Raw genomic sequence first — 17,788 nt, forward strand, 5'->3', positions numbered from 1 at the left:
CTATCTCCTTTTCTTTCTTTTTTTATTTTTTCTCTTTTTATTTTTGGATTTGCCCTTTTCTTCTTTCCTTTTTTTAGTAGTTTTTGTTGGAAATGGATTGTTTTTTTCAATTTCCCCTACTTTTTCGACAAATTCATTAAATACATTTTCATCAAATGTTTTAGTAAAAACGTCTCTTCTTACGGCCAGTGAAATCTTACCTGCAAGCATACGTGCAATCTTTCCACGGTTCCACCATTTTGCACCCCTTACTTGAGGGTGTTGGTAGATCAATCCATATTTTGGAGGCTTGTCTCCGCTTTTCAAATGTCTGAACAATGCTTTTTCAGCACCCATTATTTGCACGGTACTTGATGGGTATGTAGCAAGTCTTTTTAGACCTCCTGCATGAGATATTAATTTGGCACCTAATGATGATCCGACTAATAATCTTAAATTTGGAGCAATATCTTCCATTTTGGTATCAATGTAGTGTTCGATTTCCTTTCTTGTTTTTTGAAGTTCATAAATGGATTTTGCATAGGTGTTCATTATTTCCAAATCTTTGGGGTTGATGTCGTCTTCTAAATCGAGAACATTGCTTGGGAAGGCATCAGGTTTGGCTTCCATGATGTTTTCTTTGGTTTTGTTTTGAGAAATCAGTTTGATGTAGGTTTCATTGTTCTTAATAACATCCATTTCAGGGAAGTATAATGCATACCACTCTCTGATTCTTTCAATCAGTTTTGAAATTGTTTCATCGATTTCATCAATTGAGTTTATTGCCTGAATTAAATGTTTATCTTCACTTGCAGATTCCTTTTTGATTTTATAGATTGCCAGTCTTTGGTAAATGTCAGTTATTTCATCCTCATCTAAACCGAACTGGTCATAGTTGCTTCTTAAATATTCCCCTCCCTGGTTGGGGGTTTGAATTTTAAGGTTTTCACATGAATAATCGGATAATCTTTTGTTTGATTCAATAATTATCTCGTCATAATCGTTTGAAACTTCAGTTATGATGTCCATTTCTTCTTTGACAACTTCCTTTTCTGCAAGTTGGGCCAATCTATTGATTATTTCATCTTCCGGAAATAACTTTTCACAGATTAGCTCATTTTTATCATTAAAAGCTAAAAATCCTTTAATTGAGTAAGTTACATAACATTGCATGAATTAAAATATTTTTTTTATTTTTAATAAATATTATGACAAAGTTTAATTTAAGTAAAATTTAAATTAAATTATAGAATTTTCTATTTTTGGATTTGTTATCATGTCACAGGAAAGTTTAGATGATTTAAAATATGAGTTGGAACTTAAAAATGCCGAAATTGATGAGCTTACAATGGAACTTCAAAATAAGCTTGAAGAAATTAACAAGTTGAAATTATATTCCACCAAGCTCAAATATGAAAAGAAAAATCTGGAAGACAAACTGGATACAAAAATCGATTATGATAAATCCAGGATGAAGGAACTTGATGACTTGACTGAAAAATTAAGGGAAAAGGATTCCATAATTGATGATAAGCAGGATCAGGTAAAATATTTGAGGTCTTTGATTGATGACTATAAGGAGCAGTTAAGGGCCAATACTGAAAATCTGGAACTTCAGCTTAGAAAGATATCCAAGACTTATGAAAAGTTGCTGGAACAGAAAGACATTATTATTCAAAAACAGGATGAAGAGATTTCAAACTTGATAAAATCCAAAGAAGAAATTATTAAATCTAATAAAACCAATGTTATTAGCTTAAAATTACAAAATGAAAAATATCAGGAAATCATTGATAAATTTACAAAAACTAATTAAATAATTAATTACAAAGTTGATATTATGTTGAAAACAAATGTTTGCGGAGTGGAATTTAGAAATCCATTGATGCTGGCTGCAGGTATCATGGGAAGTAATGCCTCATCCATGAATTGGATTTTAAAATCAGGTGCCGGAGGAGTAGTTTCAAAATCTTTTTCTTTAAATCCTCATCCAGGTTATCCAAATCCAACAACTGTTGCAGTTGATGGGGGAATTTTAAATGCTATCGGACTGTCAAATCCGGGTGTAGATAATTTTAAAGAAGAGTTGAAAAAAATCGAAAGGGAAAATAATGTTGTTATCGCTTCAATATATGGGGCGAATCCTGATGAGTTCTCTACTTTGGTTAGCGAAGTTCAGGAATACGTGGATATGATCGAGTTAAACATCTCCTGTCCTCATGCAATGGAAGGTTATGGTGCTTCTATTGGTCAGGATTGTAATTTAAGCCACACTATCGTTTCAGCTGCCAAAGATGCATCTGAAGTGCCGATAATTGCTAAATTGACTCCTAATGTCACTGACATTACTGAAATCGCTAAAACATGTGAAGATGCGGGGGCTGACGCATTGTCTCTCATCAACACTTTAGGGCCAGGAATGAAAATCAATATTGATGTTGCAAGACCAGTTTTATTCCATAAATCCGGAGGAATGAGTGGAAAAGCAATAAAACCTATAGCAATCAGCAATGTTTACTCAGTTTATGAAGCTGTGGACATTCCGTTAATTGGTGTTGGCGGAATTTATACGTTTGAAGATGTTGTTGAGTTTATTTTTGCTGGTGCACGTGCAGTTCAAATAGGTACTGCCATTATGGATGAAGGTGTCACAGTATTTGATGACATCAACAAGGGATTGGAAAAGTTCATGAAAGAAAAAGGCTATTCATCAATTGATGAGATGGTGGGCCTAGCACATAGGGAGTTGTAAAAATGATTAATGAACCGAAAATAGTCCAGATAAAGGAAATTGTTGAAGAAACTCCTACAATCAAAACTTTTAAATTTGATTGGGACATGGAAACTTTAGGACGTCCGAATCCTGGTGAATTTATCATGGTTTGGAATTTTAAAAACGAAAAGCCAATGTCCATTTCTCAAATTAACGATAATGAATTGACAATCACTGTTAAAAATATTGGTGAGTTTACCTCCCAGTTGCACAGCCTGGAAGTTGGTGACGAAATAGGAATTAGAGGTAGCTACGGAAATGGATTCAATAATTCATTTGAAGGCAAAAATATTTTGGCTATTGGTGGGGGCGTAGGAATGGCTCCAATCAATGCAATAGCAAGTGATTTGATTAAAAAAGGCAACAATGTTGATGTTGTTGCAGCAGCAGTAACTAAAGACGAATTGCTCTTCATTGACAATCTGGAAAAGTTGGGTGCAACTATCCATCCGTGTACTGATGACGGCAGTTTCGGATTTGAAGGATTCGCAACAGATTGTACTGTAAGTTTACTTGAAGATGAGACTTATGATTATGCATTTGTCTGTGGACCTGAGATAATGATGAAAGGAATATTCGATATCCTTGAAGATGCATCAATACCTGCCCAATATTCTCTTGAAAGATACATGAAATGTGCTCTTGGAGTATGTGGTCAATGTTGTGTTGATGGTGAAGGATGGAGAATTTGTGTAGAAGGTCCCGTTTTTGAAAATGACAAGATATATCAAATTACAGAATTTGGAAAATACAGAAGAGACGCTTCTGGCGTAAAATATTAATTTAAGGATGATATTATGGGTGTAGACATTAAAAATTACTTGAATCCTCCAGTATTGCTGGTAATCTTCTTATTGGTAATTTCATTAATGTTTATTTTTCCCGTATTGAACATGATTTTATTGGGTGCAATTTTGGCTTATTTGGTAAGGCCTGTTGCCAATAAAATCCAATCAAAATTAAAATTTTCATCAATATCCATTATTTTAGCAATGATAGTGGTTCTGATACCATTGATATTGCTTGTTGCTTATGTTTCATATGAAATTTCGTCAGTAATTTCTTCATTGATTGCAAGCAATTATTATGTGGATATTGATAAGTTTATTTCACAGCTACCTATTGATGTAAATTCAATAAACTCCTCAATAAACTCCTCTTTAAATGAAATTGCAAAGTATGTATTGAATTACACTGTTAACTTTTTAAGTAAATTCCTGAATATCACTTTGGATTTATTTATTCTTGTTTGTTCAGTGTTTTATTTTGTTCGCGATGGTGACAGATGTATAGAATTCATCAGGGACTTCGTTCCGGATGATTCCAAAAATTTCTTTGACAATACATTGGAGTCAATAAAAGATGTTTTAAGAAGCATATTTTATGGCCACTTCCTGACATCAGTAATCATTGGAATATTTGGGGCTATAGGATATTCACTTTTAGGCTATCCTTATGGCATTTTCTTAGGTGTATTGACTGGTATCTTACAGCTGATTCCTATATTTGGGCCTTGGCCAATTTACTGGGCACTGTTCTTTATAGATATCTATTCAGGCAATTATCCACGAGCCATTATCGTGCTTCTCTTCGGATTTTTCCTAAGCACTGTGGATATGTACATAAGACCGGTCCTGTCAAGTCACTATGCTGAGATACATCCGTTGATATTGCTTATCGGATTTTTATCAGGACCATTGGTATATGGAGTTGTAGGTTTTATTGTGGGGCCGTTAATTTTAGGAATAACATACACTGTTTTAGACAGCTATAGAAAAGAATATCTTCTTGGAGATGAATAGATGCAAAGAAATGTTGTTATTTTAGATATAGATTATGTTACTTTTGAAGAAAAGCCTGTTATCAGATTATTCTCAAAAGACGGTGATAAAAACATAGTTTTACTCGATGACACATTTGAGCCATATCTGTACGTCATGTCAGATAATATGGATGAATGTATTGAGGAAATAAAGGAAAACATAGATGGGGTGCGTGTTGAAAAAGTCACCAAAAAGGATTTCCAAATAGATACTGAATTCATTAAGGTCACATTTAAACATCCTCAGGATTTGGCTAAAAACAGGGATAATCTAAGGGATTTGGAAAATGTGCTCCAGATAAGGGAATTTGATATTCCATTCTATAGGAGATATCTCATGGATAGGGATGTAATCCCGATGACTGAAGTTGTTGCTGTCGGAGAAGAGTTAGATTCATTTTTAAATCTGGACAGTGAAAAACAGGATATTACTATAATCAAATTGACCGAAGATTTAAAAAGGGTTCCTGAATATCCTCAAAAGTTTAGAATTTTGAGTTTTGACCTTGAAGTTAGAAACCCTCATGGGATGCCTAACTCCGAAGAGGATGAAATCATCATGATTGGAGTTGCAAGTAATTTCGGAATAAATCAGGTCATTTCAACAAAAACCAATTCAGATGGTCGAGGAGACTTTGTAAATCAGGTTTCATCAGAACGTGAAATGATTCAGGAATTTGTAAAGATTATTAAGGAAAACAATATTGACATTATTGTTGGTTATAACTCAGATAATTTCGACTTCCCATACCTGAAAGACCGCGCAAAGATTATGGGTGTTGATTTGGATATTGGAATGGACGGATCTGACGTTAAATATATCAGAAGGGGTTATGCAAATGCAGCTTCTTTTAAAGGCTTGATTCATGTAGATTTGTATCTTGTCATGAGACGTTACATGTCACTTGAAAGATATACATTGGAGCGAGTTTATTACGAGCTTTTCGGTGAAGAGAAAATTGACGTTCCGGGTGAGAGAATCTGGGAGTTCTGGGATAACGGTGGAGACGAATTGGATAACCTATTTGATTACTCATTGGATGATGTGGTTTCTACATTAAAAATTGCAGAACAGACTTTGCCTCTCAATTTAGAACTTACCCGTATAATAGGCCAGCCTTTATTTGACGTATCCCGTATGGCTACAGGTCAGCAGGCTGAATGGTTTTTGGTAAAACAGGCATATTTCGATGATGAAGTCGTTCCAAACAAGCAGGGCTCCAACTTTGCAGACCGTGCAAATGCTGAAGACAACGAAGGAGGATATGTGAGAGAGCCTGAAACTGGCCTTCATGAAAACCTTGTTCAGTTCGATTTTAGAAGCCTATATCCAAGTATTATTATTTCAAAAAATATATCTCCGGATGTCATGACTTTGGGGGATATAGAAAATGAGGATGAGTACAATATCTCTCCTGAACATGGAATCAAGTTTAAAAAAGATCCTCAGGGATTTATTCCATCAGTTATTGATAAGATTTTGCAGGAGCGTTTCAGGATTAAACGTGAGATGAAAGCTTCTGAAGATCCTCAACAAAAAAAGGCATTGGATGTACAGCAGCAAGCTATTAAAAGACTTGCAAATACTATGTATGGTATTTATGGATTCCCACGTTTCAGATGGTATTCATTTGAATGTGCAAAAGCCATTACTTCATGGGGAAGACAATACATTAAATCATCAATAAAAAAAGCAGAAGAATATGGTTTTTATGCAATATATGCTGATACTGATGGTTTTTACGCAAAATACAAAAAAGAAAAAGATTAAGAGAAAATTAATTTCTCTTATTTAGTTATTTTTATACTTGATGTAGCAGACTTAGCTGTTACATATGCAATTCCGGAAGAAACCACAACTTTGTGAGTTCCAACTTTTAAGGATTTTACATTTAACTGTGCAATTCCTTTAGCGTTAGTTTTCACGGTGTAAGTTTTTGAGGTTTTACCTGTGTAAACTTTGATTTTTATTTTAACTCCACTGCTAACTACTTTTTTGGTTTTTGTGTTTTTCACAGTAACTTTAAAGTATTTAGTAGCGCCTTTTTTAGCGGTTAATTTAGCTGGACTTAATTTAACAGGAGCCTTTTTAACAACAAAGCTTGTTGATTTTTGGCTTGCAGTAAAGTTTTTGGATTCTCCTTTCGCTACAACTACTTTGTAAGTTCCTGGTTTAAAGGTATCAAGGGAAATTCTTAATTTACCGTCTAATCCAGTTTGGCCGTTGTAGTTGTAATATCTGTATTTGGAGATGAATACTTTAATATTAAGTTTTGCAGCATAAATTGGCTTTTTAGTTTTTGAGTTTTTCAAAGTAATGATAAGATTTTTTCCACTTTTATAGTATCCAGTCACTTTAGGTGCAGAAATTGTAGCGCTTGCTTTTTTAACTTTTACAGTTTTTGTAACTGCACTTGCACTGTATCTTGTGTCTGCAACGGTTACGACTATCTTATGGGATCCAACTGCAGCAGGAGCATAGTTAACGTTTATGATTCCTTTGCTGTTGGTTTGGTAAAGGTATCCTTGTGATTTTTTACCAGTATAAACTTGAACCAATACAATTGCACCATTTACAGCTTTTCCAGTGGATTTGTCGGTAACTTTGATGGTTGCAATGTTGCCTGAATTGTAATAGTAAGTTGAAGGCACAGTTACAGCCACTTTAACAGGTTTTGGTAAAATTGTAATGCTTCCGTCAACACTTTTTTCATTGATGTTTTCAGTGTCGTTGTTATTAACTGTTAATGCGTATGTTCCACTAACCAATCCTGCCACGTTAATTTTACTGGTTCCATTTGCATCAGTTTGGAAATAGTAATTTTTTGCAGTGGTATTTGCCATGTATAAGTGGAGAATAACTCCGCTCATTGCTTCACCGGTATTAGCATTAGTAACATTGATGATAACCTGTTTTGATGTACCGTAGTACTCTTTAAATGGGTTAATTACAATGTTTATGGATGCTTTATTAACAGTTAAATTAGTAGTTACTTTATTTGCAACAATTGGACTTTCCATAGTTAATTCAACAGGGTGATCGCCAACTTTAAGTTCGCGCATTTGGAAACTACTGCTGTTTTGATCAAATTCATATAAATTTCTGTTTTTAAAGTGTGCAATACCATTCGCATCAGTTGTTGCACTGAATCCTGCTCTGATATTTCCTTGAGTGTATAAACTTAATTTTCTTCCGCTAATAGTTTCATTTGTATCAATATCTGTTACTCTAAAAGTAAATTCGCCACATAAGTATTCATTAACATTATTATCAACTACAATTTTAGCATTGTAAATTCTGTTCAATGTAACTTTTTTGCTGTAGGTTTTATTTCCTTCAGTGTAAGTTATATTTAATGTAGCTGTTGTAGCATTGATGTCATAATCAAATTTGATTGCATTGTCAATTAAATCAAAAGTGAAATTGTTAATGGTGTCATTACCATAACTCATTACTATGGTTAAATTGTCTTTAATAATATCATACAAATTAACCTGATCGGTAAGAGTAACTGGAATAACAACTTTTTTAGTACTATTAACATTGATTGTACTTGACACGTTCAAATCTTTCTCTCCAACAATAGATAATAAAACTTTTGTTGAAGAATTTGTATAATTTGCATTACCTAAATAGGTAATAAATAAAGTGTGATTTCCTGCAGCTAATTTATCAGTTAAAACAATACTTGAATTTACATAACTAAATTTTAAAGCTTTATCTTTTTCAGTGACATTCAAATCATTTGCGGTAATGTTAATGTCATTAGATTCGGAATCTTTCACTGCCACACTTAAAGTGGCATTTTCTTTTTCCGTGATTGTTTTATCTTCAGAAACTACAGTTGTAGATATTTTTTTAGTATCATCGCTTGCATCGGATGATGTATCGTTTGCAAGAACAACACTTGATCCGTCATCAGCTAATTGTGCGTCTGCATCCATTGCAGCATCACTGGCACAGACGGACCCAATACTTACTAATAGAAATATTGACATTGCTATTAATAAGATATAAGAGTTTTTAAGTTTCATAACTTTTTTTCCTCCTGTTTAAAAAGAAAATTTTTTTTTAAAAATAGTTAAATTTTCTAGTATAATAATTTAAGTATTTGTTCATTTATATAGTTTTGTCCCATTTATATATCATTTTAACTTTATGAATAATAAATTTTACTTTCACGAATGTAATTTATTTTATCATCGATAATTATAAAAAAAAGAGTTGGAAGAAGAATGATTATTCTTCTATGTAGGAGTCAATGTCGATATCTAAATCTTCACAGATTCCTTTTAATTGTTCATATAATTTTTCATCAATTGCAATTCCATTTGCTTCAGCTTCAGCAATTCTTTTAACTTCTAAATCTCCTGGAATAGCAACATTTTCACCGGTAGCTCTGATTTGTGAAACAAAGTCTTCTGTATTTTTGACGAATTCACCAAAGTCACCAAACTTGGATGGGTCAATTACAACGTATAAGTCTCCTTTGGTACAGTCTTTTGTAGGTGAAGCGGTACCGGTAACTCCATGACCATATCCTGCTTGTACTAATGGTCCGGTCAAGATTTCGATTAATGCTGAAAGAGCATATCCTTTAAATCCACCGAATGGTAAAATTGATCCTTCAAGTGCTGCTTCAGGGTCATTGGTTGGGTTTCCATCTTTGTCTAATGCCCATCCGTCAGGTAAATCAAGGCCTTTTCTTTTGGATTCAATGATTTTTCCACGAGCGGTTACTGAAGTTGCCATATCAACAGTAATGTATGTTTCGGATGGAATTCCTAATGCAAGAGGATTTGTTCCAATTAATGGTGTGCTACCGCCTAAAGGTGCAATAGCAGGATCGGTATTTGCAAGAACGAGTCCGATACAGTTTTCTCTTAATGCTAAATCAGAATAAAATCCGGTAACTCCAAAGTGGTTTGAATTGTGAACACCAACACATGCAATACCCATTTCTTTTGCTTTTTTAATAGCTATTTGCATTGCTTTATAGGATACTGCTTGTCCAAATCCGCTGTTACCATTGATTAATGCCATAGCAGGAGTTTCCTTTTCAATAGTAATGTTATCTTTTAAGTTTATGGTTCCTGCTTCGATACTAATTAAGTATTGTGGGAATCTACCAAGACCATGAGAAGTAAATCCTTTTAAATCCGCATCAATTGTAGCTTCAGCCACTAATTCTTGGTCTTCTTCACTAGCTCCTAATGCTTTTAAAATTTCTTTTACAAGAGCTATTTCTTTATCTTTCATTATCTTCATTCATTCACACTCCTTAATTATTAATTAGTATTCAATTTCAGAACCTTCAAAAGCTTTAACAGTAATTTTTTCATCATCTGTTACTTTACCGATGATTTGACAATCACAGTATTCTTTCAAAGTATCCATAATTTTTTCAGCTTCACTTTCTTCACAGATTACAACAAAACCGACACCCATGTTGAAGACTTTATACATCTCCTTGATGTCGACATTCTGTTCGTAAATTAATTTGAATATTTCTGGAACTTCCGGAAGGTCAGTTATATCGTAACCTACTCCTTTTTTCAAACGTCTGAGGTTAGTAAAACCTCCTCCGGTAATGTGAGCGAGTCCATTAATATTGTATTCTTTTTCAAATAATGCAACAATAGGTTTAACGTAAAGTTCAGTTGGTCTGATTAACTCTTCACCAATGGTGGTTTCACCGTTTGGCATTTTATCATCTACACTGAATCCAGCGTCATCGAATAATGCTTTTCTAGCTAAACTGTATCCGTTGGAATGTATACCGTTACTGTTGATACCGATCAAGACATTTCCAGGTTCAATATTTTCGCCTGTAATGATTTTATCAATGTCTACAAATCCAATTCCAGTTCCTGCAAGGTCGAAATCTTTAATGATTCCTGGAAGTGATGCTGTTTCACCACCAATGATTGCGATTTTTGATTCTTCAGCACCTTTTACCAGGCCTTCTGCAATTTCAGAAGCTCTTTCAGGGTCTGGTTTTTCAACAGCAAGATAATCAACTAAAGCTATTGGCTCTGCACCAACGCATAAAATGTCGTTTACAACCATTGCAATACAGTCAATTCCAACAGTGTCGTATTTGTTCATCATTTCTGCAATTAAGATTTTACTTCCAACACCATCGGTACTCATAGCAATAGCTTTGTCACCTAATTTAACTAAAGCAGCATAATGGCCGCTGTCTGTAATAATGTCTCTACATGATAATGTTGACTTGAGTTTATCTGCTAATTTAGAAACAGTAACAGCTTCAAGGTCTATGTCAACACCAGATTCTGAATAAGTAACCATTTTAACACCTATCGTTTAATAAAATAAAATAAATTAATGTTGTGGGGTCCACAACATTTTTGATTATACTAATACTTTGTTTTAATTAGTATATATAATATTATTAATGAATTCTCACACAATCTAAATTGATTGGAGTTTTTGTTTCAATCTTATAACTTCTGTGTATTGAGGAAGCTAAGTCAACGGTTTTGTATGGGTCTCCGTGACAAGTAATGACTTTTTCAGGTCTTGGATTAAGTCTTTTGACATATTCCATCAATTGTCTTCTATTGGAGTGACCACTGAATCCATTAATTGTTTTAACTTGCATTTTAACACAGAATTGTCTAGTTCTGCCGTCATCATCTTCAAGAGGAATTTCTTTCCATCCTTTTTGAACTCTTCTACCCATTGAACCTTCTGACTGGTATCCTACAAAGATTAATGTGTTTCTTTCATCTTCACATAACCATTTGAAGTATTCAACTGAATTTCCTCCGGTTAACATACCGGAAGTTGATAGGATGATTGCAGGCTGTTGACTTTCAACAATTTCTTTTCTTTGATCAATGTTTTGAACTTTTTCAAACATGTCTGAAACGAATGGATTTCTTCCCATATGGAAAATTTGGTCTCTTAAGTCTTTGCTTAAGTATTCTGGTCTAGCGGTGTGTATCGCTGTTGCTTCCCAAATCATTCCGTCAATATAAATAGGAACTTCTTCGATTAGTCCATGTCTCATGTACTCTTCAAGTACAACCATTAACTCTTGTGCCCTTCCTACTGCAAATACAGGAACCAGTACTTTTCCTCCACGTTTGAGGGTTTTGTAAATGGTTTTCATCATTTCTTTTTCTGCATTGTTTCTGGAAGGTTGAACATCTTCTCTTCCACCGTATGTACTTTCCATGATTACGGTTTCAGCACGTGGGAATCTTATGGTTGCAGGTTCAAGTAATCTTGATGGTTCGTATTTGAAATCTCCGGTATATACTAAATTGTGTGCTCCGTCACCAATATGCATGTGGGAGATTGCTGAACCTAAAATGTGTCCTGCATTATGCAATGTTAATCTGATGTCTGGGGATATGTCAGTAACTTCTCCATAATCAAGAGTTATAGTATTTTTAATTGCTTGTTTTACATGTTTGGATGTAAATGGTAAAGGATTACCTTCTCTGTGAGCAATATCTAAATGATCGAATTGTAAAAGGGTAGTTAAGTCCCTTGTTGGTGTTGTACAGTAAACAGGTCCATCATATCCATAATGGAAAAGGTATGGTACAAAACCACAGTGATCTAAGTGAGCGTGAGAAATAATAACTGCATCAAGCTCTTCAATTGAGAATTCCGGTGCATTCAAATATGGGAATGCATTTTTATTGTCTGATGCTGCAACATTAACTCCGCAGTCAAGTAATACACGACTGTTTGGTGTTTGCAGAAGCATTGATGAACGTCCTACTTCCTTAAATCCTCCCATTGAAGTTACTCTTGCCCAGTCGTTAGGGTATTTACTTCCTTGGTGGATTTGACGTCCAAGACGTTGTAATAATTTTTTCCTGTCTTTACTGCTATTTTTTTGAATGGTTCTAATTTTACCAATAATGTCTGAACTTATTGGAGGGGTTCTTAAAATCTTAGGTGCCCATCCAGTGTTTTTAACAATATTTCTGGAGGTTACCCCATATTTTCCAATAACAAGTCCTGGTTTTTTAGCAGTAATAACTACTTCCCCAGTAACAGTATCAAAGTAAATATCAGTAATCTCAGCACCGTCAGGAACTATTTCATGAACTTTGTTAATAGTTGCTTCAGGTTCAAGCAAAGCACTTTTATCTGATCTAATGATAATTCTTTTTCTAAGTTCTTTTGCAAGTGACCTTATCAAGTCACCGTTTTCAGTTATAATTTCTGGATTTTTGGTATAAACTACTACTTCAGGTCCTTCAAATTCTACTTTGGAAACCTGAATTTCGTTAGGTAGTTTTTGCAAAATTTCTTTTTTAATATCCTCTAAAATGTCTGAAGTCATATAATCCCTTCAAAAAAAGTCATGTGTATTATTATAGTTTATGAAAAGCTTTAAGCTATAATTAGTTAAATTTCATAAACTATCTACACACCATTATATAAAAAAATAGTTAGTTATGAAAAATTAGTTTTGCTTATATCTTATCCAAAATATCATTAATTTTTTCAATATCTAACATTTCAAAGCCGTCTTTATCCACTTTAGCAACTAAGTATCCGTTACCTGAATATGTGTCACGTTCAGCAGCAGCTCTGATAGCTCTTATAGCTATTTCAATTCCTTCGTCAGTTGTTAAGTCATCTCTGAATCTGTCTTCAAGAACACCGTAAGCTACGATAGAACCTGAACCTGTGGAAATGTATGTGTCTTTAATCATACCTCCTGCAGGGTCTAAAGAGTAAAGAGATGGTGTGTCTCCATCCATTCCACCAAGTAATGTTTGAACATACATTGGACCGGAACGTAAAATGTTTGCTGTTAGTGATGCTGCTGCTTTAACACTAATTGCATCATTGTTTCTCATTTGGTATAATGATACTTCTGCTTCAATGACTTTCATTAAGCTTTGTGCATCTCCAACAGAACCAGCTATGGTTGTTACAATATGATCGTCAATTTTAAATATTTTTTCTGCGACTTTATGAGCTACTAAGTTTCCCATACTAGCCCTTCTTTCGCTTGCAAATACAACTCCATCTTTACATGTAATTCCAACGGTTGTTGTACCTTCTAATATTTTATCATCCATTTAATTCACCTCATATAAGAGTTTAAAATATCTAATTTCAACTACTTAAGGTAATATATTAAAATCAAATTTAATGTTTTAAATTTATTTAAAATCAGAATCAATTATTAGTATAAACTAACAATATTAATATTATCTATTTGAATATATAAACTTTTCTTATTGGTGAGATGATGAAATATAAAAAAATTGGAGATATCCTAATATTGGATAATAGTTATTCAGAGGAGGATTTTGAAAGCCTATCAAAAAAACACAGTGTCAAAACTATCATGAAAATTGACCATATTCAGGGAACCAAAAGGGAGCCTGTTTATAAGATTCTTTATGGCAGTGAAACCGAAACCATCAATAAAGAAAACGGGTGCCTGTTTAAGCTTGACTTGTCAAAGGTCATGTGGTCTAAGGGAAATAATAATGAACGTTTAAGAATTGCGAAACTTGTTGGCGATGGGGAAACAGTCATTGACATGTTTGCCGGAATCGGCTATTTTTCAATTCCGATTGGGGTTCATTCTAAAGCAAAGCAGGTTTACGCAATTGAAATCAATCCAAATTCTCACCATTATCTATGCGAAAACATCAAATTGAATAAATTAAATAATATCACTCCAATTTTAGGCGATTGCATGATTGAAACACCAAAACTAAATGCGGATCGGATTGTCATGGGTTATGTAAAGACAACTCACCATTATCTGAAAGTAGCAATCGATAGCCTGAATCATGGCGGGGTAATTCACTATCATGAAACTGTTCCTGAAAAACTGATGAATACAAGGCCTGTTGAGAGAATTATTGCTCAGGCTGGTGACAGGGATGTTGAAGTGTTAAAAATAAATAAAATAAAAAAATATGCTCCGGGTGTGGAACACGTTGTAGTTGATGCTAGGATAAATTAGATATTTTATCTAAAATATATTCGTTTAACCATTCATCATTGATGTATTTTTCATAAACGCATAATCTTTCAGTCAATTCAAATCCTGCATCTTCGGTCAGTTGTTCAAGTTCATCAATTCCTGGCCATGGGGATGTTATATTTACAAAATCCGGACTTACCGGAGATACGCCGCCCCAATCATCTGCACCGCATAATAAGAATATTTGCGCAGTGTCATTGTTCAGGTTAGGCGGAACTTGAATGCTGACATCAGTGTCTTTAAATACTAAAGTTCCAGCAATAACAGTTCTGATCATATCCAAAAAGCTAGGTTCGGCCCAATCTTCCATTTCAATACCTGGAATTGGGGTGAAATTCTGAATAATGACTTCCTGAATATGTCCGTATTTGTCGTAAATATCTCTGATTGTTAATAAAGAATCGGCAATTTCTTCTTTTGTTTCACCAATTCCAATCAGTATTCCTGTAGTATATGGAATTTTAAGTTTTCCTGCATTTTCAATAGTTTCAATCCTTAAATCAGGATTTTTCCCAGGACTTTTGTTGTGGGCAGGCAATTCCATTAATCTATTTGATGAATTTTCAAGCATTAATCCCATTGATGCATTTACTTCTTTTAAACGTTTTAAAGCATCAAAGCTGAAGTTGCCTCCGTTAGTATGAGGCAGTAAGCTGGTTTTATCTAAGGTCATTTGACACATATCGTAGATATAGTCAATCATATTGTCATAACCGTATTCCTTGAGTTTTGTTTTGACAATTTCCTCTTCGTCTGCATCCTCACCAAAAGCAAACATTGCTTCCTTGCAGCCATATTTTTCAGCTTCTTTCAGGTCAGCCAATATTTCCTCTTTGGTTTTAAGAATTATCGCCTGTGGATCGTCAGGATTTTTTTTAAAATTACAATATCCGCAATCGTTTCTGCAGATTTCGGTCAATGGTATAAAAATATTTTTAGAAAAAGTAATGAGGGTATTCTCTCGATATTTAGCTGTTTCTAACATAAAACTGATTATGTCCTTGTCGGTAGCAGTTAATATTTCGAGAATATCTTCTTTTGTTATGGATTGCATGTTTAACCTTTATGTTCAGATACGGTAACTTCCACATATAAAGGTGGAATTTCGTTTCTATCTTCCCAAATAGCTATAATGACTTCAAAATTTGGAAGTTCAAATATTTTATATTCAACCACAAGTCCCATTGATTCCAAGTCTTCCTTAACTCTCATGAATCCATGTTTATCAACGGCATTGGTAGTTATTTCAGTCTTTTGTATATTTTTGTCTCCCTCTTTTAAGATTTCTTCTATTTTTCCGGAATTTGGGTCAAGTTCGGTTCCGCCTAATATTTCACCAATTTCCAAAAGTTTAGACTCGAAATCGTCAAGGGGGATAACAGTTCTTGATCTTCCTCTAACAATTAAAATGTTATCATTATCAATTGCAGGTCTTGATCCTTTGAATGCATCAAAAAATCCCATTACCTGTCCTGCAATTTCATAAGTTTTTTTCATTAAATCATATCCTATTCAATATTTAATTCTGCTTTAAGTTCACCCATTGTGGTTACTTTTTCAGCAAATGCATTGTGTCTGTGAATACTTTCATGATTTTCTTGGCGTGAAGTAATTAAAGTTTCGTCAGGGAAATCAGAATATTTGTTTGCAATACTTTCCATCATGTTTCTTACACAGTCTTCCACAAATACAGGTTTTCTGTGAGCGTTCATGACAGTTGCATTTTCATCTGGCCTTTTCAATAATTCACACACTGGAGAACTCATAGAAGACTCGATAATGTCAATAAGGTCTTCTGCTTTAACAATTCTGTCTTCTGGAACTTCCATTAATAGTGTTCCAACACCTCTTTGGTTGTGAGAAGCAAAAGTAACAGTGTCCAATACTTTCTGTGTAGTTTCTTCGTCTAAAAATTCTAATAATTTGTTTTTATCAGATTCTCTCACAGATTCCTGTGCACATGGACATACAGTCATTCCAATGACTTCAGCACCAATACTTTTTCTGATAGATACATTTCCATCGTCGTCTCTGTATCCAACAGCTTTAGCTATTAAGTTAGCCATTTCTTGGGTTTTATTTTTGGTCACCGGTGACTCTTTCATAAACATGAAATCAGTAGTCATTGCGATTTCAACACGTCTTGCATATTCGTGTTTTATCATCATACATTCTACAATTTTAGCACATAATGATTCAACATCAACTGTAGAATCTTTAGCAACAGTTTCAAGAACTTCACTGATTGCTTCTGGATTTCTAGACATGTGCACACCTTTTTGATCATTTGGTAAATCTACAAATGCATCAAAGGTTGGTAATAATATTATAGGTCTTTTATTTTTTCTTTCTAATTGTAATAGTTTTTTAACTCCTGTAACACCTACTCTGGTTAATTTGATAGGTATACTTGGAGCGTCGTCTTGTGTGTCGGGTAAGCATATAGCCAATTTAATTACCTCGAAATTTTTTAGTTAAATATTATATATTTTTCATGTCTTTTTATTTATATATTTATGTTTATTCTTCGATATGAAAGGTAATTAATGGTTATTTGATGAAATTTGTTTTTTACATATTTTTCGGTAAAAATAGTGGGTCATTTAATGATATTTAAAATTAAACAAAAAAAGTTTAAAAAGCAGTTAGAATACTGCTCTTTTATAAAATATTGGAGGATCCCATATCCTCTTTAATAACATCTAAAACTGTTTGGGTGTATGTTCTTTCTATAATTGGATCTTTTAGTAATTCTTTGATGAATGCATTTAATTCATTGGTATTTCTGAATTTAGCAATTAAAAAAGCATCGTATTCTCCGGTAACGTCATATATTCCTACAACGTTTTTATTGAAGAAAGTTTTTTCTTCCCAATTTTTAAGTTTTCCACCTTTTACTCTAACACCAATGATTGTGGTTAAGACAAATCCAAGTTTTTCATGGTCGATTACGGGAGAGAACTTTTTGATAACTCCGGATTTAACCATTTTGTCGATACGGTTATGTACTGTTCCTACAGAAACGTCTAAACTACGTGAAATTTGTCTATAAGATGTTCTTACATCTTCATTGATTATTTTTAAAATGTTAATGTCGGTATCGTCAAGTTTTACGACATTATCTTTTGTTTTTACCATATTTAATCTCCCTATTTAATAATGTTAATTGTTACAGATGAACTCTATAATATAACTTATAATTATTATATTGTT

16 protein-coding genes are annotated in these 17,788 nt (G+C 33.7%); 6 read left to right on the forward strand and 10 right to left on the reverse strand.

All coding sequences use genetic code 11. The annotated features are described in order from the left end of the window. Positions 1 to 1,152, reverse strand: a complete 1,152-nt coding sequence (locus ACKI30_RS03970) for an NOP5/NOP56 family protein (RefSeq protein WP_407410056.1) — start codon at positions 1,150 to 1,152, stop codon at positions 1 to 3. A 103-nt stretch (positions 1,153 to 1,255) separates the two neighbouring features. Between ACKI30_RS03970 and ACKI30_RS03975 the strand changes: the two genes are divergently transcribed. The 5 genes from ACKI30_RS03975 to ACKI30_RS03995 are packed head-to-tail and all read left to right on the forward strand — an operon-like array spanning position 1,256 to position 6,345. Beyond that, positions 1,256 to 1,795: a glycosyl transferase gene (locus tag ACKI30_RS03975; RefSeq protein ID WP_407410058.1), complete on the forward strand. Its 540-nt coding sequence runs from the start codon at positions 1,256 to 1,258 to the stop codon at positions 1,793 to 1,795. A 24-nt stretch (positions 1,796 to 1,819) separates the two neighbouring features. Then, positions 1,820 to 2,731, forward strand: a complete 912-nt coding sequence (locus ACKI30_RS03980; RefSeq protein WP_407410060.1) for a dihydroorotate dehydrogenase — start codon at positions 1,820 to 1,822, stop codon at positions 2,729 to 2,731. 2 nt (positions 2,732 to 2,733) lie between these two features. Then, a complete protein-coding gene (locus ACKI30_RS03985) occupies positions 2,734 to 3,534 on the forward strand; it encodes a dihydroorotate dehydrogenase electron transfer subunit (RefSeq protein WP_407410062.1) in 801 nt (266 codons plus the stop codon). A gap of 15 nt (positions 3,535 to 3,549) precedes the next feature. Beyond that, the gene (locus ACKI30_RS03990; RefSeq protein ID WP_407410064.1) at positions 3,550 to 4,554 is read left to right on the forward strand and encodes an AI-2E family transporter; all 1,005 of its coding nucleotides are present in this window, start codon (positions 3,550 to 3,552) and stop codon (positions 4,552 to 4,554) included. Further along, complete coding sequence (locus ACKI30_RS03995) at positions 4,555 to 6,345, forward strand: DNA polymerase domain-containing protein (protein ID WP_407410066.1); 1,791 nt, start codon at positions 4,555 to 4,557, stop codon at positions 6,343 to 6,345. It begins immediately after the preceding gene. Positions 6,346 to 6,362: 17 nt separating this feature from the next. Here ACKI30_RS03995 and ACKI30_RS04000 read toward each other — a convergent pair whose 3' ends face one another. The 5 genes from ACKI30_RS04000 to psmB form a co-directional block, all read right to left on the reverse strand. Next, the gene (locus tag ACKI30_RS04000) at positions 6,363 to 8,609 is read right to left on the reverse strand and encodes a hypothetical protein (protein ID WP_407410068.1); all 2,247 of its coding nucleotides are present in this window, start codon (positions 8,607 to 8,609) and stop codon (positions 6,363 to 6,365) included. Between the two features lie 205 nt (positions 8,610 to 8,814). Next, the gene (comC, locus tag ACKI30_RS04005) at positions 8,815 to 9,843 is read right to left on the reverse strand and encodes an L-sulfolactate dehydrogenase (RefSeq protein WP_407410070.1); all 1,029 of its coding nucleotides are present in this window, start codon (positions 9,841 to 9,843) and stop codon (positions 8,815 to 8,817) included. A 24-nt stretch (positions 9,844 to 9,867) separates the two neighbouring features. Continuing rightward, positions 9,868 to 10,887, reverse strand: coding sequence for a phosphoribosylformylglycinamidine cyclo-ligase (gene purM / locus ACKI30_RS04010; protein ID WP_407410072.1), 1,020 nt, complete (start codon positions 10,885 to 10,887; stop codon positions 9,868 to 9,870). 103 nt (positions 10,888 to 10,990) lie between these two features. Continuing rightward, the gene (locus tag ACKI30_RS04015) at positions 10,991 to 12,904 is read right to left on the reverse strand and encodes a beta-CASP ribonuclease aCPSF1 (protein ID WP_407410074.1); all 1,914 of its coding nucleotides are present in this window, start codon (positions 12,902 to 12,904) and stop codon (positions 10,991 to 10,993) included. A 133-nt stretch (positions 12,905 to 13,037) separates the two neighbouring features. Then, the gene (gene psmB, locus ACKI30_RS04020; RefSeq protein ID WP_407410076.1) at positions 13,038 to 13,652 is read right to left on the reverse strand and encodes an archaeal proteasome endopeptidase complex subunit beta; all 615 of its coding nucleotides are present in this window, start codon (positions 13,650 to 13,652) and stop codon (positions 13,038 to 13,040) included. Positions 13,653 to 13,825: 173 nt separating this feature from the next. Here psmB and ACKI30_RS04025 point away from each other — a divergent pair, with 173 nt between their 5' ends. Next, a complete protein-coding gene (locus ACKI30_RS04025) occupies positions 13,826 to 14,554 on the forward strand; it encodes a class I SAM-dependent methyltransferase (RefSeq protein WP_407410078.1) in 729 nt (242 codons plus the stop codon). Here ACKI30_RS04025 and cofG read toward each other — a convergent pair. The 4 genes from cofG to ACKI30_RS04045 form a co-directional block, all read right to left on the reverse strand. Continuing rightward, on the reverse strand, positions 14,541 to 15,629 hold the full coding sequence (cofG, locus tag ACKI30_RS04030) for a 7,8-didemethyl-8-hydroxy-5-deazariboflavin synthase subunit CofG (protein WP_407410080.1): 1,089 nt from the start codon (positions 15,627 to 15,629) through the stop codon (positions 14,541 to 14,543). The two genes, ACKI30_RS04025 and cofG, sit on opposite strands and share 14 nt — an antisense overlap. 2 nt (positions 15,630 to 15,631) lie before the next feature. Beyond that, the gene (locus ACKI30_RS04035; RefSeq protein ID WP_407410082.1) at positions 15,632 to 16,072 is read right to left on the reverse strand and encodes a DUF2120 family protein; all 441 of its coding nucleotides are present in this window, start codon (positions 16,070 to 16,072) and stop codon (positions 15,632 to 15,634) included. Between the two features lie 11 nt (positions 16,073 to 16,083). After that, entirely contained in the window at positions 16,084 to 17,025 is a 942-nt protein-coding gene (mptA, locus tag ACKI30_RS04040; RefSeq protein WP_407410084.1) for a GTP cyclohydrolase MptA, read from the reverse strand. Between the two features lie 211 nt (positions 17,026 to 17,236). Next, positions 17,237 to 17,713: an Lrp/AsnC family transcriptional regulator gene (locus tag ACKI30_RS04045; protein WP_292807033.1), complete on the reverse strand. Its 477-nt coding sequence runs from the start codon at positions 17,711 to 17,713 to the stop codon at positions 17,237 to 17,239. Between the last annotated feature and the right edge of the window lie 75 nt (positions 17,714 to 17,788).

The sequence above is a fragment of the Methanobrevibacter sp. genome, from assembly GCF_045539575.1.
Classification (GTDB): domain Archaea; phylum Methanobacteriota; class Methanobacteria; order Methanobacteriales; family Methanobacteriaceae; genus Methanocatella.